The 18,474-nt window shown below is 56.5% G+C and carries 13 protein-coding genes; 9 read left to right on the top strand and 4 right to left on the bottom strand.

Annotated features, from left to right (window positions below):
- The 4 genes from ATY79_RS31915 to ATY79_RS20335 form a co-directional block, all read right to left on the bottom strand.
- Window positions 1-2,768, bottom strand: a 2,768-nt coding sequence (locus tag ATY79_RS31915; protein WP_141105748.1) for a matrixin family metalloprotease, incomplete at its 3' end; no start/stop codon positions are given.
- A gap of 83 nt (window positions 2,769-2,851) precedes the next feature.
- A complete protein-coding gene (locus ATY79_RS30610) occupies window positions 2,852-3,082 on the bottom strand; it encodes a hypothetical protein (RefSeq protein ID WP_141105747.1) in 231 nt (76 codons plus the stop codon).
- A complete protein-coding gene (locus ATY79_RS20340) occupies window positions 3,072-4,526 on the bottom strand; it encodes an HlyD family type I secretion periplasmic adaptor subunit (protein ID WP_088704722.1) in 1,455 nt (484 codons plus the stop codon). The genes ATY79_RS30610 and ATY79_RS20340 overlap by 11 nt, the downstream gene beginning before the upstream one ends.
- Window positions 4,523-6,670, bottom strand: coding sequence for a type I secretion system permease/ATPase (locus tag ATY79_RS20335; RefSeq protein ID WP_088704721.1), 2,148 nt, complete (start codon window positions 6,668-6,670; stop codon window positions 4,523-4,525). Before ATY79_RS20335 ends, ATY79_RS20340 begins: the two co-directional genes overlap by 4 nt.
- 533 nt (window positions 6,671-7,203) lie before the next feature.
- On the opposite strand from ATY79_RS20335, the gene ATY79_RS20330 reads away from it, so the two are divergent.
- From ATY79_RS20330 to ATY79_RS20290, 9 genes are all read left to right on the top strand, one after another.
- Window positions 7,204-7,581: a hypothetical protein gene (locus ATY79_RS20330; protein WP_088704720.1), complete on the top strand. Its 378-nt coding sequence runs from the start codon at window positions 7,204-7,206 to the stop codon at window positions 7,579-7,581.
- 89 nt (window positions 7,582-7,670) lie between these two features.
- Window positions 7,671-9,137, top strand: coding sequence for a UbiA family prenyltransferase (locus ATY79_RS20325; RefSeq protein WP_088704719.1), 1,467 nt, complete (start codon window positions 7,671-7,673; stop codon window positions 9,135-9,137).
- A 62-nt stretch (window positions 9,138-9,199) separates the two neighbouring features.
- Entirely contained in the window at window positions 9,200-10,468 is a 1,269-nt protein-coding gene (locus ATY79_RS20320; protein WP_245312409.1) for an FAD-binding oxidoreductase, read from the top strand.
- A gap of 22 nt (window positions 10,469-10,490) precedes the next feature.
- Window positions 10,491-11,222, top strand: coding sequence for an SDR family NAD(P)-dependent oxidoreductase (locus ATY79_RS20315; RefSeq protein WP_245312410.1), 732 nt, complete (start codon window positions 10,491-10,493; stop codon window positions 11,220-11,222).
- Window positions 11,222-12,154, top strand: a complete 933-nt coding sequence (locus ATY79_RS20310) for an NAD-dependent epimerase/dehydratase family protein (RefSeq protein ID WP_088704716.1) — start codon at window positions 11,222-11,224, stop codon at window positions 12,152-12,154. The genes ATY79_RS20315 and ATY79_RS20310 overlap by 1 nt, the downstream gene beginning before the upstream one ends.
- Before the next feature lie 9 nt (window positions 12,155-12,163).
- On the top strand, window positions 12,164-13,447 hold the full coding sequence (locus ATY79_RS20305; protein ID WP_088704715.1) for an NAD(P)/FAD-dependent oxidoreductase: 1,284 nt from the start codon (window positions 12,164-12,166) through the stop codon (window positions 13,445-13,447).
- On the top strand, window positions 13,444-13,872 hold the full coding sequence (locus tag ATY79_RS20300) for a GtrA family protein (protein ID WP_088704714.1): 429 nt from the start codon (window positions 13,444-13,446) through the stop codon (window positions 13,870-13,872). Before ATY79_RS20305 ends, ATY79_RS20300 begins: the two co-directional genes overlap by 4 nt.
- A 208-nt stretch (window positions 13,873-14,080) precedes the next feature.
- Window positions 14,081-16,405, top strand: coding sequence for a hypothetical protein (locus ATY79_RS20295; protein WP_088704713.1), 2,325 nt, complete (start codon window positions 14,081-14,083; stop codon window positions 16,403-16,405).
- A 188-nt stretch (window positions 16,406-16,593) separates the two neighbouring features.
- A complete protein-coding gene (locus tag ATY79_RS20290) occupies window positions 16,594-18,174 on the top strand; it encodes a glycosyltransferase family 39 protein (protein ID WP_088704712.1) in 1,581 nt (526 codons plus the stop codon).
- Window positions 18,175-18,474 lie beyond the last annotated feature (300 nt).

The raw sequence follows: 18,474 nt of genomic DNA, 5'->3' as shown, positions 1-18,474 counted from the left end.
AGCGCGGTCCTGACCGTATCGATCCCCTCGTCGGCATTTTCGGTGACGACATCGGCGGCACTGTCGACGATGTAGGTGTCGTTGCCCGTCCCGCCGATCAGCGTGTCGGCGCCAGCGCCGCCGTTCAGCGTGTCATCACCGTCGCCGCCCGACAAGGTATCGGTGGCCGCAGCTCCGGCGATCGTGTTGTTGAGGTCGTTGCCGGTGCCGGCAAAAGCCGCCGTGCCGCTGTAGGTCAGGTTCTCGACATTGGCGGCAAGCGTATAGCTTGCCAGCGCCGTCAGTACCGTGTCGGTGCCTTCGCCGGCATTTTCGCTGACGATGTCGGCAGCGTTGTCGACGATGTAGATGTCGTTGCCGATCCCGCCGATCAGCGTGTCGGCGCCAGCGCCGCCGTTCAACATGTCGTTGCCGACACCAGCGGTGATCACATTCGCCCCGGCATTGCCGGTGCCGGTGAAGTTGCCCGGGCCGGTGTAGGTCAGGTTCTCGACGTTCACCAGTGCGGCGATCGAATAGGTCGCAAGCGCCGTCTGTACAGTGTCGATCCCCTCGTTCAGGTTCTCAATCACAATATCAGTCGAAACATCGACCACATAGGTGTCCTGGCCTGCGCCGCCCAACATCGTGTCCGAACCAGCACCCCCAATCAATGTGTCGTTGCCTGCGCCCCCAGTCAGCCTGTCGGCAGCGACCCCACCCTTGATAACGTTGTCGAGCGCATTGCCGGTGCCGGTAAAGGCTGCCACGCCGGTCGATGTCAGGTTCTCGACATTGGCCCCCAGCGTGTAGGCCGCCAGGTTCGTCTTGACCGTGTCGATGCCCTCGTCGCCATTCTCGATAACGATGTCTCCGGTGCTGATAACGTATGTGTCGTCGCCCGCGCCGCCTTTCAGCGTGTCGACGCCGGCCCCGCCGGTCATGATGTTGTCGAATGCGTTGCCGGTGCCTGCAAAGGCCGGCCAGCCTCCTGAAGTGAGGTTTTCGACATTGGCGCCCAGTGTGTAGCTTGCGAGGTACGCCTGCACCGTGTCGGTACCTTCCTCGGTACCCTCGGTGACCGTATCCCCCGCATTGTCGACAACATAGATGTCGTTGCCAGTACCCCCGGAAAGCGCATCGGCTCCCTTGCCACCATCAAGCCTATCGTTGCCGGCGTCTCCAAGCAGCGTGTCGTCGCTGACCCCGCCAGCGATGTAGTTGTCGAGGGTGTTTCCTGCACCGGTGAAACTGCCAATCCCGGTGAAGGCAAGGTTCTCGACATTGGCGATCGCCGCCAGCGAATAGCTTGCAAGAGCAGTCCGGACGACGTCTGTGCCACCGCCGGACGCCTCGACCAGGACGTCGCTCAGGGCGTCGACAATATAAGTATCGTCCCCGCCGCCGCCGTTCAGAGTGTCGGCGCCTGCCTTTCCATCCAGCCAATCGGAACCTGCCCCGCCGGTGATCACATTGGCCGTGGCATTGCCGATGCCGCTGAACGCGCCTGTGCCCGTGAAGGTCAGGTTCTCCACGTTGTTGGCGAGTGTATAACCCCAAAACGCGGTCTTGACCGTGTCCGTCCCCTCGTCCGCGTTCTCAATCACGACGTCGTTTGCGACATCGACAACGTAGATGTCGTCGCCCACCCCGCCCGACATCCGGTCCAATCCGGCGCCGCCGTTCAAAGTGTCATTGCCTGCACCGCCGCTGAGCGAGTCATTTCCGGCATTGCCCCAGAGGGTATTGTCCGCCTCGTTGCCGGTAATGGTATCGTTGCCGGAGCCTGCCTGAACATTCTCGATCAACGATGCGATGTTGTCGTGATAAAGAAGCGCGTTGAAAATGTTACCGCGAGCATAGCCGTTATTCGGGCCGCCTCCGAGATCAGCCAGCTGGAGCCCAGAAAAGACCGAATAGCTCCCTGGTCGGAGGTCGATTTGAAGGCCGGTGGTATAGGCGCTCAGATCATAGGTGTCGACACCGCCGCCGTCCCAGATTGTTGCGAAGATCCTATTGGCAGCAGGCGTGATGGCCGCCACCCCATTGACATAGGTGACGCCCTCGTTCGGCTTCCACTTGTAAACGGTATTGCCACTGTTTGTCGTGTAGTCCGCACCGTACATTTCCTGTAGGGCGGCGATATCGAGCATCATGAACGTCTGTGGCGCGCCATTCTGCTCGTATTTGTAGCCAGTCGCACTGTCTCCGACATATGTGCGGTAGGTCATGATCGTGTATTCGAGGGAGTCGTAGGCGTCAGGCACGATCGCCGAATTGTTTGTGTCCGCTTCATGACCATGTTTGAGGCCAAGAGCGTGACCCAGTTCATGCGCTAACGTCTGACCTGCATAGTTGCCGAACTCCGGATAGCGATAATCATTGGCCGTCCAAGCATAGGCCGTCCCGAACCAGATATCGCCGCTGGGGCTTCCAGCACCCGGTTCATAGGCCCATGCCGTATCAGGAAGCCACGACTGTGCAAATCGCACCGTTGCGGTGTCCGCGCCGCCGGCCACGAAATTGGCATTGGTAAATCCCTCTACGGAAAAGCCGTCATTTGCCGTGTTTCCGTAGGATTGTTCCATGAGGAACAAGGCTGCTGAACGCTGTTGCGAGGAAATCGAAGAAAAACTGTAATCTTTCTCGCCGCTATAGGAGTAAGACGTCGAGCTGGTAGGAAACGCATAGGTTATCGTGCCGTCCCAGGCATAGCCGCTGATAACGCCATCAATTTTCTCATCTCCCGTCAAGCTGACGTTCTTTGTGGGAGTAATAACGTCCGTCATGAAATCACCGCTTGCTATGCCACCCCACCGTGCGCTGGGTCGGTTCACCTCCCCACGCGCACGACGCTCGGCTGAAAATGAAATTAAGTCCGGCCACCGGGAAGTGCTGCCGGCAGCAAGCCGCCGACAAACCTCATTATTGGCTGTCTGATCTGCGCTAATACCCAGACCACTTTACGAATATAATTTGCCGCAAACACGCCTTTTAACCCTCTAATTTGGGATAAGTCTCCGAATTTACTCACAAAACGAGAATCTACCGCAGTCGCAAAGCGTTCATAGCCAATATATCGTGACGATCCTTCATCGCTCATGGAGCGCCTCATCAGTGACCTCAACCAGTGGCGAAAACACATATTCCAGTATCCTACGCTGACCGGTACGGACCTCGGCAACTGCAGTCATGCCTGGCGTCAACTTGACATCTGCCCCATCGGCTCGGATGTGATCGGCGTCTAGGCGCAGCGTAACAGGAAAGACCAGGTTCTGTGTTCGCTCCGCGCCACCAAAGGCTGTCCCCAACTGCCGGCCTGTCGGGTCTCCCTCGCGCCGGGTTGCGTCTGGCTCCGGGATGGCATCGGCTGCGACCTTGACCACGACGGCTGAAACCGTCCCGTAGCGGGTGAATGGAAAGGCCTCGAGTTTCACGACAGCCTCCTGGCCGACTTTGATGAAGCCAATGTCCTTGTTCGGCATATAGACCTCAAGCTCGAGCGTGCTGTCTTCGGGCACGATCCGCATCAGGTCCTGGCCAACAGTAACCACCTGCCCAAGGCCGGTCACCGAGGAGGATTGCACCGTTCCATCGATCGGGCTGCGCAACGTCATCTGCTCAAGGGAATTCCTTGCCTTCGCCAGGCGCTCCTCCAATTCGTCCGCGCGGCGCTCGGCATCGCCAAGCCGGTCGAGCTGATCGCTGAGAAAGGCGCGTTCCGTTTTCCGTTTCTCGGTCGCGAAGACATCGATTGCAGCCTCGGCATCGGCAAGCTGACCTTGCCGTATCGCCAACTGCGTCACCTGCTCCTTCATTGCCTCCGTCGCATCGATGACGCTTGCCATTGTACCCGCATCCTTCGAAGCAAGCGTACTGCGCATCATCACCCGCTCTTTGAGGGTCAATACGAGGGATTCTTGCGCGGCGACTGTCAATTTGAGCCGATCACGCTCCACTTCTTTCTGATGCTGCTGCGCGTCGAGCGAGGCAATGATCGCGTCGTATCGCTCGATATCGCCTCGAAGAATGCCGTTCTCGCGCTGTTGCAGATCAAAACCAGTGCTTCTGCCCCAGCTAACTTCCGGAACCGATCCCGCGGCCGGCTGCGAACGAACGAACTGGATGGCGGCCCGACGGCGCTGAACCTCAGCTTTCACGGATGCGAGGCCCTTTGAAGCGTCCCGTTCATCTGCCAAAGCGTCTGTCGGATCGAGTTCGAGCAGAATGTCGGCCCGGCGCACGTGGTCGCCGTTTTGTGGCGGCAACGCCTTCACCTTGCCGGTCAGCAATGGCTGCACGACCTTGACACGGCCGGTCGGCTGGATCTTGCCTTGCGCGGCAGCGATAATGTCGATGCGGGCGAGATAGGACCACGCCAGTGCAACGGCGGTGAACAGGCAGATGACCCAGATTAGCGTCATGCGTACGGGCGATGGTGGCGTTTCCAGGACTTCAAGGGCTGGCGCCAGAAATTCGTGATCTGCGCGCGTTGCGGGACGTTGGGGACGAGCAGAATGCCGAGAGGTGTTTGCGACTGCGCTCATGCCGCCCCCCTGTCGTTTTGCAACGCCCACAGACGCGAATAGAGGCCGTCTGGCCTTCCCAACAATTCGTCATGGCTGCCGACCTCGGCGATCCGACCGTCGGCGATGCCGATAATCCGGTTGCATGGCCTGACGGCTGCAAGCCGATGCGCGATGATGATTACGGTTCTACCCGCTGCGATCTGGCGCATGTTCGTCTGAATGACGCGCTCGCTCTCGTAGTCAAGCGCACTGGTCGCCTCGTCGAAAATCAATATCGGCGGATTGGTCGCAAGTGCGCGCGCAATTGCGATCCTCTGGCGCTGGCCGCCGGAAAGGTTCGCGCCGCGCTCCTCGACCATCGTGTCATAGCCCTGCGGTAGCCTTGAGATGAACTCGTCAGCGCCGGCGAGCCTGGCAATGGCAATGACTTGAGCCCGCTGCATCGCCGGATTCGAAAATGCTATGTTGTCGTGGATCGTGCGGTTAAACAAAAGGTTTTCTTGAAGAACGACGCCTATGTGGCCTCGAAGCCAGGCGGGATCGAGTTGCGAAAGGTCCGCCCCGTCGAGAAGGAGCTGCCCCTCCTCCGGGACATAAAGGCGCTGGACGAGCTTGGTCAGCGTCGATTTTCCAGAGCCCGAGGCGCCGACGATGCCGATCATCTCGCCGGGTCTGATCTCAAGCGATATGCTCTTCAGGACCTCCGGCGAGCCAGGCCGATAGCGGAAGGTCACATTTCGAAATTCGATGTGCCCTCGCGGCGCCGGCAACGACAAACGAGAGCCGGGTTGACGCTCCATCGGCGTGTTCAGGATGTCCCCCAGCCGATCAACGGAGATCTGCACCTGCTGAAAATCCTGCCAGAGTTGGGAGAGCCGCAAGACCGGCTGGGTGACCTGACCGGCAATCATGTTGAAGGCGACCAGCGAACCAACGGATAGCTCGCCATCGATGACGGCCTTCGCGCCAAAGAGAAGAAGAGCCGCCGTCGAAAGCTTGCTGACATATTGAATGGCGTTTTGTCCGCCGGCGCTGAGCAGCGTCGTATCAAAAGCCGTCCGCACGTAGGCCGCCAGCTTCTCCTCCCACTGTGCCTGCATCACCGGTTCCACCGCGGCGGATTTGACCGTGTGGACGCCGACGATCGCTTCGACGAGGAATTGCTGGCTCGCCGCGCCTCGATTGAATTTCTCTTTGACGAATTCGCGAAGCGGCGGCCTGACCGCCATGCCGATAAGAATGTAGATCGGGATCGCGGCAATGACGATCAGCGTCAAGCTCCAGGAGTAAGCAAAAAGTACCGCGATGAAGACAAGAGTGAAAATGACATCAAGTGCCGAAAACAGTCCCTGCCCGGTCAGAAATGCACGTATGGTTTCAAGCTCGCGCACCCTTGCGACCGTCTGACCCGCCGAACGGGTCTCGAAGTAGCCGAGTGGCAGCTGCAGAAGATGATGGAAGAGCCGCTGCCCAAGTTCGACGTCGATCCGGTTCGTCGTGTGTGCCAGCGCATAGGTTCTCAGATACTGAAGCACGACATCGAAGAGACCAACGATCGCGATGCCAGCGACCAGTACAAAGAGCGTCGAGTAGCCTTTGTGGGTCAGAACCTTGTCAACCACCACCTGGAAGAACAAGGGCGTGACGAGTGCGAATATCTGAACAAATAGCGATGCAAGCAGAACATGGGCGAGAGGCTTGCGGTATCGCCAGATCGACGGCAAAAACCACTTGAGCCCGAACTCCCTGGGGTCGGATCCTTCACCGCCGATCCGTCGGCCAACGAGGATCACACACGAACCGATTTCGTCCAGTATATCCGACGGGCCAATCTCCCGATCAACGCGCGTTATCGGATCAACGAGTCTGTACTTTCCCGATGAATTCAAGCCGCCGAGCACCTGAAAGGAGCCGCTGCGCACTTTGACGATTGCCGGAATCGGCATGGATCGGAGGCGGTGTTCTGTAACCTTCTCCACGACACGCGCCTTGAGGCCAATGGTCTTCGCTGCCCGCTGGATGTCGATCGCTTCGGACGCGCGCCCCTTCAACGCCAGATCGTGCTGAAGCTGCACCGGATCAGTGGCGATACGATAGAACGCCGCGATACCGCAAAGTGCACGAAGACCGGAGTCGTAATGCTGCGGAACCACGCCATCCATGTACGAAATCATTCCCCTGAAGCTGCAGATTGGCGCGCTTACGGCGGCGAACCGTTCGCTTTACCATTTGCCCACGATGTAGCGCACTCTAAGTTACAACGCTATGGAGATATTAGCGCTTGCCGTATTTCGGGATGGTTGTGGCAGAGAAATCACGAAACACGACTAACAGACAATTTTTTCTCAAGTCTACTTATCGGTGAGGCCGTAAATCCGTCTCCTTACTTGAGGTGCCTCGCTCTAGGCTGCGCTTGCGAGGATTTGTCAGGCTGGCCGAGCCAAGCCTCATCGCAGGAGCGGTGGCTATAATGAATTGTAGAGAACCTCTCTTGGAAGCGGTGCCGCTAAGCTGAAGAATGCGACTGCTATTGTCGAATCTGGCCGGGCGGAGAGATCCGCCATTTTGGCGCGGTTGAAGCATCAGATACCTGCTTGCGCGCATAATCCAAGGATAGCCGCAGATTATGATGGACGGTCCGGAAGCGCACAGGCCCTCACTCCTCTGGCGACGCTGCGGAAGCGCTGCCTGCCGGATGGCAGATACGAGCGAGGATCAAGCTGTGGTTGCTGGAGTCGGCCTAAGTGTGATTCTGGAAGGCATTTTCGCACGATGCGCGCTTCGCTTATTCGTGCGGCGAAGGAGGCTGGGTCCGACGATCACGATCGCGCTCTGGGCCGTGATGGCCCTTTCTCTGGGGCAGGATGGGAGGGATCGCAAGCGAACACAGGCTCACCAAAAGTCAGGGCAAGGCGATCGTGAAAGCTGTGTTCATGGCGATCGCTCCGGCGCCGGCTTTTCCCGGAAGCAGCATCATAACGCATCGCTTATGGAATTCGGTATTGATGATATTTTACGTGACGGAACGCTCCTATCTCTGTGCAATGAGCTGTCACCGGTGGTCTTTGCTTGAATTTTTCTCCCTCTCATGGGAAACAGCCTCTCGATCATTTGATGGATTGATGCCCCGACGAGGGCGAGATTGCGAGAATTGTGGGAGATATGGAAAAAATCCGTGAGGTCGCCGTAAAAACGGATCACGTCCAGACTTGCGAACTGCCGATTGTCGTCGATCTCGACGATACGCTGATTGTCACAGACACATTGTACGAGCAAATCGCGAAGGGACTATTCACACGCCCTTTTGGTGTTTTGCGGGCATTCTGCAGTCTCCCGAAGGGGCGAGCGGCGCTGAAGGCACATCTCGCGCATGAAATCGACCTCAAAGACACAACGCTCCCGATCCGCGAGGATTTGGTTCAATGGCTTCATCAGCAGGCTGACCACGGACGCGAGATTCATCTTTGCTCGGCCGCCGCCCAGCCCGTAGTTGAAACGGTGGCGCGACGGCTGGGCATCTTCGCGAGTGCAACCGGCTCGACCGAAGCAAATCTAAAAGGTAAAGCAAAGGCGGCTTATTTGAAGCAGCGCTTCCCGGAAGGTTTTACTTACGCGGGTGACAGCACGGCAGACGTTGCTGTCTGGAAAGCGGCATCCGGAATTGTGCTCGCTGGAGCCTCCTCGTCGGTTGCCAACGCGGCACGAAATCTCAACAAACCCATCGAAGCCGAATTTAAGAACAAGCAACTGCCGTTGAAGGATCTGTTGAAGGCTCTCCGCGTTCATCATTGGTCTAAGAACATACTAATATTCCTGCCCTTAGTTTTCGGTCACGCTTGGCACGACCCTTCTCTCATCATCCGTACTTTTCTGGCCTTCTTCTGCCTGCTGATGGTTACATCGGCGACTTATCTCCTCAACGACTTGGCCGATCTCAATGCGGACCGCCTCCATTGGTCGAAGCGTAACCGCGCGCTTGCAAGTGGACGGATGTCGATCCCGGTCGGCTTAGCACTTTCCGGCACATTACTTTTCGTCGGCTTTGCATCGGCGTTAGCGCTTGCGCCAGCCTTCGCAGGTGCGCTCGCCAGCTACCTCGTCCTCACCGGATGCTATTCGCTCGGCCTGAAACGTGTGCCTCTGCTAGACACTCTGATCATTGGGGTACTCTTTACTGTACGCATTATCATGGGAGTCGTTCTTTTCAGCCGGCCGAGCCCTGCGTGGCTGCTAACATTTTCCGTCTTTTTCTTCTTCTCCTTAGCGGTAACAAAACGGCATACGGAAATTATCCGTGCTGGGGTGACCGGAGAAACACATAGTCTCACCAGCCGGGGCTATCGCGTTGAAGATGCACCTTTGACACTGACGTTAGGCATTGCCTCGGCTATCGCTTCACTTGTCGTTCTCGTGCTTTTCATCATTGAGGAGATGTTGCCGGCGAGCGTCTATAGCCATCCACAATTGCTGTCGGGAATGCCGCTCATTCTGTCAATTTGGCTCGGCCGCATTTGGTTGCTCGCACACCGCGGCAATATGAACGATGATCCGGTGAGCTTCGCCCTACGGGATCGGATCAGCCTGACGCTCGGCGGCATCGTTTTCGTCCTCTTTCTGGCTGCCCTATGATCCGATTTTCGACATCCGACGAGATCAGATCATGGGGAGGCATTATTAGAGCGCCGCACAAGGTGGCTAGGCCGATATGGCAGGACGACCTCTCCGAAGCTTTGACGGCTGCAAGAAATGACGACCTACCGATCCTTGCGACCGGTCTGCGTCGATCCTATGGCGACACTTGCCTCAATCCGGATGGCGTGCTGCTGGACATGACTTCCGTCGACAGAGCGATCTCCTTCGACCCGGACAGGCTGCTCCTGAGGGCCGAAGCTGGCATTTCGTTCGATACGCTGCTGCGAGTGCTTATAAAGCGGGGCTTCTTTCTGCCAGTGACGCCTGGCACGCGCTTTGTCACTCTGGGCGGGGCAATCGCGAACGATGTTCACGGCAAGAACCATCATACAGCGGGTACATTAGGGCGTTGGGTGAAACGAATCGGCTTGTTGCGCTCGGATGGTCGTGAGCTCGAGCTGACCCCACAGGATAACACCGGGCTGTTTTCGGCAACGATCGGCGGCCTGGGGCTCACCGGCATCATTACCTCGGCCGAAATCGAGGTGATGCGAATCGAGAGCGCGGTGATGGATATCGAAAATGTTCCCTTTGGCAATCTCGATGAGTTCTTTCAGATCTCGCGAGAGAGCGAGGACGTATTCGACTATACGGTCTCCTGGATCGACTGCCTGGCGAGGGGCAAGGATCTGGGGCGCGGCCTGTTCACCCGAGGAAACCACGCCCCAAAAGGCGCGCGGCTACCGTCCAGAACCGAACCCCAACTGAACATGCCGCTGAACTTCCCCGGCTTCGTTCTGAATAAGCTCTCGATCGGCGCCTTCAATCGCTTGTACCACTGGAATGGGAAGCGCAAGGCCGGTCGCGGAACCGTTCCAATTCACCCCTTCTTCTATCCCCTCGATGCGATCGGTCATTGGTACCGGATGTATGGCCGGCGCGGGATGTATCAGTATCAATCCGCCGTCCCCCCCGAGAACGAGAGGGATGCCACCAAGGCGATGCTGGAGACAATATCGTCCGCCGGCGAAGGGTCGTTTCTAGCGGTCCTCAAGACGTTCGGCGTCAAGCCATCGCCCGGTATGTTATCATTTCCGCGCCCAGGGACAACCTTGGCGCTCGATTTTCCAAACCGCGGAGCATCGACGCTGCAGTTGATGGACCGGCTGGACGCGATCGTGTGCGAGGCCGGCGGCCGGCTCTACCCTGCCAAGGACGGCAGAATGACGGTGGATATGTTCCGCTCGGGCTATCCACAGTGGCAGGACTTTGCCAAATACGTGGACCCCAATTTCCAATCGCATTTTTGGAGAAGGATCGCTCAATGAACAGGAGTGCAGCACATTGCGAGTGATTGTGCTAGGCGCGACATCAGCGATTGCTGAGGCAACCGCGCGCCTCTACGCGGCAGAAGGCGCCGATCTGTTGCTTGTCGGACGGCATGCCGGCAAGCTGTCGTCGATTGCCTCCGACCTGAAGATCCGTGGCGCGAATAGAGCGCAAACCGCAGTTCACGACCTGGCTTCGGTGCAGGGCGTGGATGCGACGCTTGGCGATTTCATCCGCCAATTGGGCGGCGTCGATCATATCCTCATTGCATACGGTATTCTCGGCGACCAAGCTGACGCCGAACGTGATCAATCGGTCGCGGACGACATCCTGCAGGTCAACTTCAACTCGGCTGCGGCCTGGTGCCTTGCCGCGGCTGTGGAGCTGGAGCGGCAGGGGCGCGGTTCGCTGGTCGTTATCGGGTCTGTGGCCGGGGACCGCGGCCGCCGCGCGAATTTCGTATACGGTGCGGCGAAAGCCGGCTTGGCCGTCCTCGTCGAGGGTATCGCTCACCGATTTGCAAACAAGGGTCCTCGTGCCGTCATAGTCAAGCCGGGCCCGACAATCACCCCGATGACGGAAGGCTTTGATCGCAAGGGCCTGCTGTGGGCAACGGCTCCTCGGGTCGCAGCCGTCGTTCGAGCCGCGGCCGATCGTGGCGGACCGGTCGTCTATGCCCCCTGGTTTTGGCGCTATATCATGCTGATCATTCGCAACCTGCCGAGCGCCATCTTCAACCGGATGGACATTTGATGCGGAAGATCGTCATCACAGGAGCCGCGGGACTTGTCGGCCAAAACGTGATAGCCCGGCTGAAGAGCGTGCCTGACCTCAAGATTGTCGGCATCGACAAGCATGCGAGCAATACGGCGCTGTTGCGCAAGCTTCATCCCGAGATCGAAGTCATCGAGGCGGATCTCGCTATCGACGGCGTATGGACGGATACCTTTGCTGGCGCCGATACCGTCCTATTGAACCAAGCCCAGATCGGTGGCCTGGACGCGCAGGAATTCATCGACAACAACGTAGTGGCCACCGAGAAAATCGTAGCCGCGATGCGCAGGCATGCCATCCCCTATTTCGTCCACATCTCGTCCTCTGTGGTCAATTCGAAGGCAGACGATTTCTATACCCGTTCCAAGACCACCCAAGAACGGTTCATCGATACCGTAACCGAAATTCCGCACGTCATCCTGCGCCCGACGCTGATGTTCGGCTGGTTCGATCGTAAGCATCTGGGCTGGCTTCGCCACTTCATGGACCGCGTGCCAATCTTTCCAATTCCCGGCAACGGCAAGTTCATCCGCCAGCCGCTCTACGTGGGCGATTTCGCCAACATCATCATCTCGTCGCTCACCAACCGGCCGACGGGCACCTACGACATTTCCGGCCTTGAGCAGATCCACTATGGCGATCTGATCCACCTAATACACACGACCGTGAAGCCAAGGGCACGCATCGTCCACATTCCCTATCACGTGTTCTGGTGGCTGCTGTTCGTCTACGGCAAGTTCAGCAGCAAGCCGCCCTTCACCACAAGCCAGCTCGAAGCGCTGGTCATTCCCGAAACCTTTGCTGTGATCGACTGGCCGGCGATTTTCGGTGTGCCAGCCACGCCGCTGCGCGATGCGATTGCTGAAACCTACCTCGATCCGCGTTACAGCAGCATCGTACTGGACTTTTAGGAGACGAAGATGAGCCGTATCGTGGTCATCGGCGCGGGTGCCATGGGCCTGGCAGCTGCGCACCGAGCCGTTCAGCTTGGGCATGAGGTCGATTTGATCGAGGCGGATTCGGTTGCCGGCGGAATGGCTGCGCATTTCGATTTCGGCGGCCTGTCCATCGAGCGCTTCTATCACTTCGTTTGCAAGTCGGATGAGCCCACGTTCGCGCTGATGCGTGAACTCGGCATCGGCGACAAGATGCGCTGGCGCTCGACATCCATGGGCTATTTCATGAAGGGGCGTGTCCACCCGTGGGGCGACCCGATCTCCCTCCTCCGCTTCCCGCATCTGAGCCTGATCGCCAAGATCCGGACCGGCCTGCAGATGTTCCTGACGACGAAAACCAGCAACTTCGCTTCGATAGAGCATAAGACGGCGCGGCAATGGCTGGAAGGCGGTTCCGGCAAGGAGGTCTACAACACGCTCTGGAGGCGGTTGATGGACCTGAAGTTCTATGAGCTTGCAGACGACATTTCTGCGTCTTGGATCGCCACCCGCGTGCGCCGCATCGGCAATTCGCGCCGTTCGATCTTCCAGGAAGAACTGGGCTACATCGAAGGCGGCAGCCAGACGCTCGTCGATGCGCTGGTTTCGGCCTACACCGCTAAGGGCGGCCGGCTGCACCTGTCGACGCCGGCCGAAAAGGTCGAGACGGAGAACGGCAGAGTCACCGGCGCGACGGCCGGCGGCCGCTTCTTCCCCGCCGACGCAGTCATTTCGACCATCCCCACGCCGCTGATCTCGGGGCTCGTGCCCGACCTGCCGGCGGCCTCGAAGGCGAAATATGACGCAATCCGCAACATTGGCGTGGTCTGCCTGCTGTTCAAGCTGAAGAAGTCCATAAGCCGCAATTTCTGGGTCAATATTGTCGACGAGAGCATTGAAATCCCCGGGCTAATCGAATTTTCCAACCTGCGTCCAGTCAGCGACACTATAGTCTACGTGCCCTACTACATGCCGGTAACGCAGCCGAAGTGGCAATGGAGCGACCAACAGTTCATCGAAGAAGCCTTCGGCTATATCCGCAGGGTCAATCCTCACATCACCCAAGCCGATCTCGTCGATGCCAAGGTCGGACGCCTGAAATATGCGCAACCAGTGTGCGAGCCGGATTTCTTGGATAAACTTCCGCCGATACAGACGGCGATAGATGGACTCCAAATCGCCGACACCTGCTATTATTATCCCGAGGATCGAGGTATTGCCGAAAGCGTGCGCTATGGGCGCAAGATGGCGGAGGCGGTCACCCGATGAGCGATAAGGTGGCCCGACTGCTTTCGCAGCCTTTCGTCCGCTTTGCTCTTTCCGGCGGCATTGCGGCGGCAGTCAACATCTTGTCCCGAATGGCGTTATCGCAGGTGACAAATTACTCGGCTGCAATCATATGCGCCTATCTCGCGGGCATGACGACAGCCTTTGTTTTGATGAAACTCTATGTCTTCGAAAAATCTCAAAGGCACGTGGGGTCGGAATACTTTCGCTTTGGGATCGTCAACATCGTCGCACTGACCCAAGTCTGGGCAGTAAGTTTGGTTCTGGTGCGGGGCGTTTTTCCTTTCGTCAATTTTCAGTTCCATACGGAAACTATAGCTCATGTGATTGGCGTACTGAGTCCGATTGCCACAAGTTATTTCCTGCATAAATATTTCACCTTCAGAGGCCAGCATCGCGACGCTTGATAGGTCCTAGCGCGATCGGTTTTTTAGATCACTCGCAGCTCAATATAATGCTCCACCTACAGTTCAGGGCGTTGGGGCACGCCCAAACTGAAAGCTTACTGGAAATTCCGGCACTGCGACAGAACTGTCGCCTATAGGGGTGGAAAAGTCAGCAAAGATCTGTTTCAAGCAAATCTCGCGAGAGAAACGTAAGGTTTGAAACAATCAAATGTTTGAGTTGATGAAGCGCCAATGGCGTGAGAAACGCTTGCTGAACGTCATAGTGGCACTGCTCTGTGTCGCGCTGAGCGTTGCGATGATCGTCAACTTAGCTGAGACCTACGGAGCGCATGACACGCCTCGACCGCTGATCAACAACGATCAATGGCGGGTTGTTGGCGACTTTGCCCGCTTTGCGGATCCCGTTGACGGCATGGAGATCCCCTCGAAGATGACATCGGCGGAAGGCTTCGCGTTATGGCGCTCGTGGACGCCGGACAAGGGCGGGGTTGTCGGTGTCATTAGCACGGCTCCCTTTACTCCGCCGCATTACATGGCTGTACCAATCCTTGGTTTCCCGAGGGAGGTGCCCGGGACGCGCATCTTCGTTCGATGCGAAGAAAACGGAGATGAATGGGATATCGCTTCGGCTCGGACAAACACTCAGTGGTCCACTGTATATTTGAATATGCGAGCCAGGGCTTGTAAATCACAGGTCTCGTTGCGTGCGATAAACAGTGATCCGCAATATTATGTGGGCATTGGGACGCCATTTAGCGTCGCCAGGGGATCGTTTGTTGCTCATACTGGGTTTGGCCCACGCGCCCTAGTGATTCTGTTGACTTGGCTTATCACCGCATCAGCCATCGTCCTGACGCCCTTTCTACTGACTGTCAGCGATCAAAGCATCGCGTTACCACTGGGTATGGTGGGGTTAGCTGTTGCGGGAATGGTAGCTTTTACGGTTCATATGATACCGCAAGAATGGCGAATATATGCAAGCTACGCCATCATCTTATGCATCGCCATTTCCGCATTGCATCTGATCGCTGTCGGAGCTTCTAGACAAAAACTACTTCAGATTGTTGGGGCGCTCCTGCCAGCGCTATTGGTCTGGTTGGTGGTTGCATTGTTCTACTCCGCCCTCGTAAGCGCTGGAGATAATGGCGCTGGTAGCTGGGCGATAAACGGTTTCTTCAGCCCGCTCCGGTGGTCCACAGACAATCAGTTGCCGTATCTGTTTGCGGAAGATCTGGTACGGGGAGAGACCTTAGCAGATATCAAGTGGAGCTCTTGGCTCGCTGCCGATCGGACGCCGCTCTTAACAGCCCTCCTTTTGCTTGTACGCGAGACATTCTTCGGGCCATTGAAGGCCCTGTTCCGGTCAGATTTCTTGCCCACAGCCTATATGATGGCGTCGATATTATTCTTGACTTCGTGGGTTCCGGTCGTCTTCTGGATAAGCAAAATTGCTCGCCTTCGAAGTGCTGCGCTGATGATGATCCTTGCATGCGCCAGCCCGTTCTTCTTTTTCAATTCTGTATTCGCATGGGGAAAGATGCTGGGTGGCGTTTATGCCGTCCTGGCATTCGGACTACTACATCAGCTTTCACATGGGCGCACAAGCCGCTATGTCTTGGGTCTGATCGCAGGTTGCGCCACTGCCTCGTATCTCAGTCACGCCAGCAACCTATTCGCTCTCGTGCCTATTGCGCTGTATTTTCTCTCTACCATTTTCAGAACTGGGTTGCGCCCGATCATACTCGGCGCTGTCTTCGCATTACTGATGGCGTCGCCGTGGCTTTACTGGCTCAGGTATGTGCAGCCGGGCGGAAACGCGCTGATACGATATTTCTTGACCGGCGATTTTGGGTTCGCGCGCAGAGACGCCTCGATTGCTTTAGACGTGATTGCGAAATATCGGCAGTTGGGCTTAGCAGGGTGGCTTCTCGAAAAGAGGGATGCGGTCACCTTTATGTTTGACCTAGACGCCGATTGGTCTCATTTCGGAGAAGTGCAGCAAAACATTCAGCATGTCGGCTTTGACGGGGGTAGTCGTGTACTGGATTTCTTCATCCTTGCACGCGGCCTGTGGCTTGCCGCTGTCGCTCCGCTGTTGGGGCTTTTTGCCTCTGTCCGCCCCGATGGCGATTCTCGTTCGTCGCTCGCGTTCGAGGCGCTTGTAATCGGATTGGCTGGCATTGTTCTTAGCCTACTATTGTCTCTCGCTCCGAGTTTTACGCATCATCAGCCATACGGCTCAACGATGTTGATTTTCATCTTCGGAGCGATTGCTGCAAGCCGACTACCGAAGACTTGGCGATATGCCCTTTGTCTTGCTTCGATGTTCTATTTTGCTGTCGTGTGGATAGTGATGCCTATAAGCGAGCTAAATACTGTATGGGTGAGTACTCTTAGTGTTGCAGTCGGCCTGCTTTTGTTGCTGTGCGTGGCGTGTCTAAAGGCCGGAGAACTCTACGCAGAGGACGATGATCGGGTTGTACTCGTGCTGAACCCCGAGCAGGTCACGAACACCACCCGCTTCAACCTTTGAGTCTGGCGATCTTTTTCGCGACGCGAAGATGCGGCGTGTTACTGTTTTGGGCAGAAATTGGCGACGCCGATGTTCGAAATCACTCCGCCTGCGACAAGGCTCTACCTACAATTCGCCTGCAACAAGGATCCACCTACAATTCAAGGCGTAGAAAAAAGATTTAACGAGATACGGGACAGGAGATTCCAGTGCTGCGGCTGCGCTATCAATCAGTAGTTCACTCCATATTCGGAGCGATATTCATATTCGCTTCCGGCTACTTTACTTATGTTTTGTTCAAAACCATTCAACAGCCACCGTTGGATCTGTGGGGTTTTCGGCCGGCGCAAACCCTTATCAGCGTACCATATATGCTAAGCGAGGGAGGCTGGCTAAAGAATATTGTCCCTGTATTTGGAGAGCCATGGTTACTCCCCCAGGAGTTTCCACTCTATCAATGGATCGTCGCAATTTCAGTGAAGCTCTCCGGAATTTCCGTATCAGCGGCGGGCCGAATTGTTAGCGCCTTTTTTGCGGTAGCATGCGTCGTTCCAATTTACCTCATAGGTAAAACGCTAACACCCGAAAACAAGAGCTTATTTGGCATTGTCGTTGGCGCGCTTTGGCTCACGTCCCCAGCTGTAATTTTCTGGGGGCGGTCAACGCTGATTGAAACAACCGCAATATTCCTCAGCCTTTTTTGGCTTTATTTCTACATTAACTACATAAAGAATGGAGCACTCCGGGATCTCACTTTATGCATTCTCGTGGGATCGCTAGCCTCTACCGTTAAGATTACGGCATTCGCGGGGTTCGTCGTCGCCGGGTTCCTATACTCGCTGGTCGTCGGATTCTATCAGCGAGAGCATCTCTTCGCATTTCTTAAACGGTTCATGCTGAGCGGACTATGCGTGATTATTCCGGCGATCGCCCTTCTTTCTTGGGGGCACTGGACAAGTTCTGTTTGGAAAGAAAACCCGCTTGCCAGTATGATAACCGTAGGCAATCACCTTACGTGGTACTTCGGAGTACCATCCGATCGGTGGGACTCCGCTTTATGGTCATGGGTGATAGGCACGCGGACATTGCCTGACTACTTTGGGAGGAACTGGATTTTCTTAGTATTTATATTTGCGGCGGCAGGAATTTTTGAACGAAGGATTCCTTGTATGCTGGCACTTTCGCTATGTTTTATTTCAGGTTATATTATCTTTCCAAGATTATTTATGTATAACATTTATTACGAAATAGAAACCGTCGTGTTTATATTGGCGATTTTTGGGGTCGTCATATGCGCGGTTTTCCAATCGCGGAGATATGTAGCTTCGTTGCTGCTGCTGGCTTTGGCCCTCTGGTTCCAAATCGATGCCTTGTACACCTCATCATACGGTACAGTTCTGGCCTCCGACCTCAGGAACCACCCCTACTACATGGCAAGCGAAAAGATTAGCGCGGTGACCGATCCACAGTCCGTTGTGATCGTATTTGGAACAGGCTGGGGCGCTGATATTCCGCTGTTGTCGGAGCGCCGAGGAATAGTGATTTCCAATATGTTTGAAGGTGCTGCGGAAGCCATGCTTTTTACCGATCGTGCGAAGTGGCTCGGTGGTAGACATATCGGTGCCATTGTCGACTGCAACGTCTTTCAAAGTCAGACTACTTCATCAAAATTGCAGGTCGTGAAGGAAAGACTAGTCACCGAGCTCGCTAATCTGTCTGAGGACTTCGTAGCCACACCTGGCCCGGATATGGTTCCGTCGCCACATTGTCGTGTCTATCTCGTAAAATAGGGCGTCGTCCGTCCAGTGGTTGAGCCATCTACCGGCTTTATCGCGAGGAAGGACTTTCCGTCCGCAAGCGCAAAGCCAGGCGGCGTGCTGTCGGCACACGCGCCCCGGTCCTTGGTCGAAGTGCGGATTCCGACATGAAGCCGGCCGTCATTCCGATCAAAGACCGGCCAGTTTGCAGATTCCGAGGCAAGCCGCCCCCGCATTCCGAAATGATGCCGCCCCCCAATTCCGAGAATTAACCGCCCCCTTGTTCCGAGATGATGCCGCCCCCTGATTGGGCTGTTTGTCGGGGTGTCCTGC

Source organism: Rhizobium sp. R693, assembly GCF_002211315.1.
Taxonomy (GTDB): Bacteria; Pseudomonadota; Alphaproteobacteria; order Rhizobiales; family Rhizobiaceae; genus Rhizobium.
The sequence above is the reverse complement of the archived record's forward strand: the minus strand, read 5'-3'. Positions and strand labels throughout refer to the sequence as shown.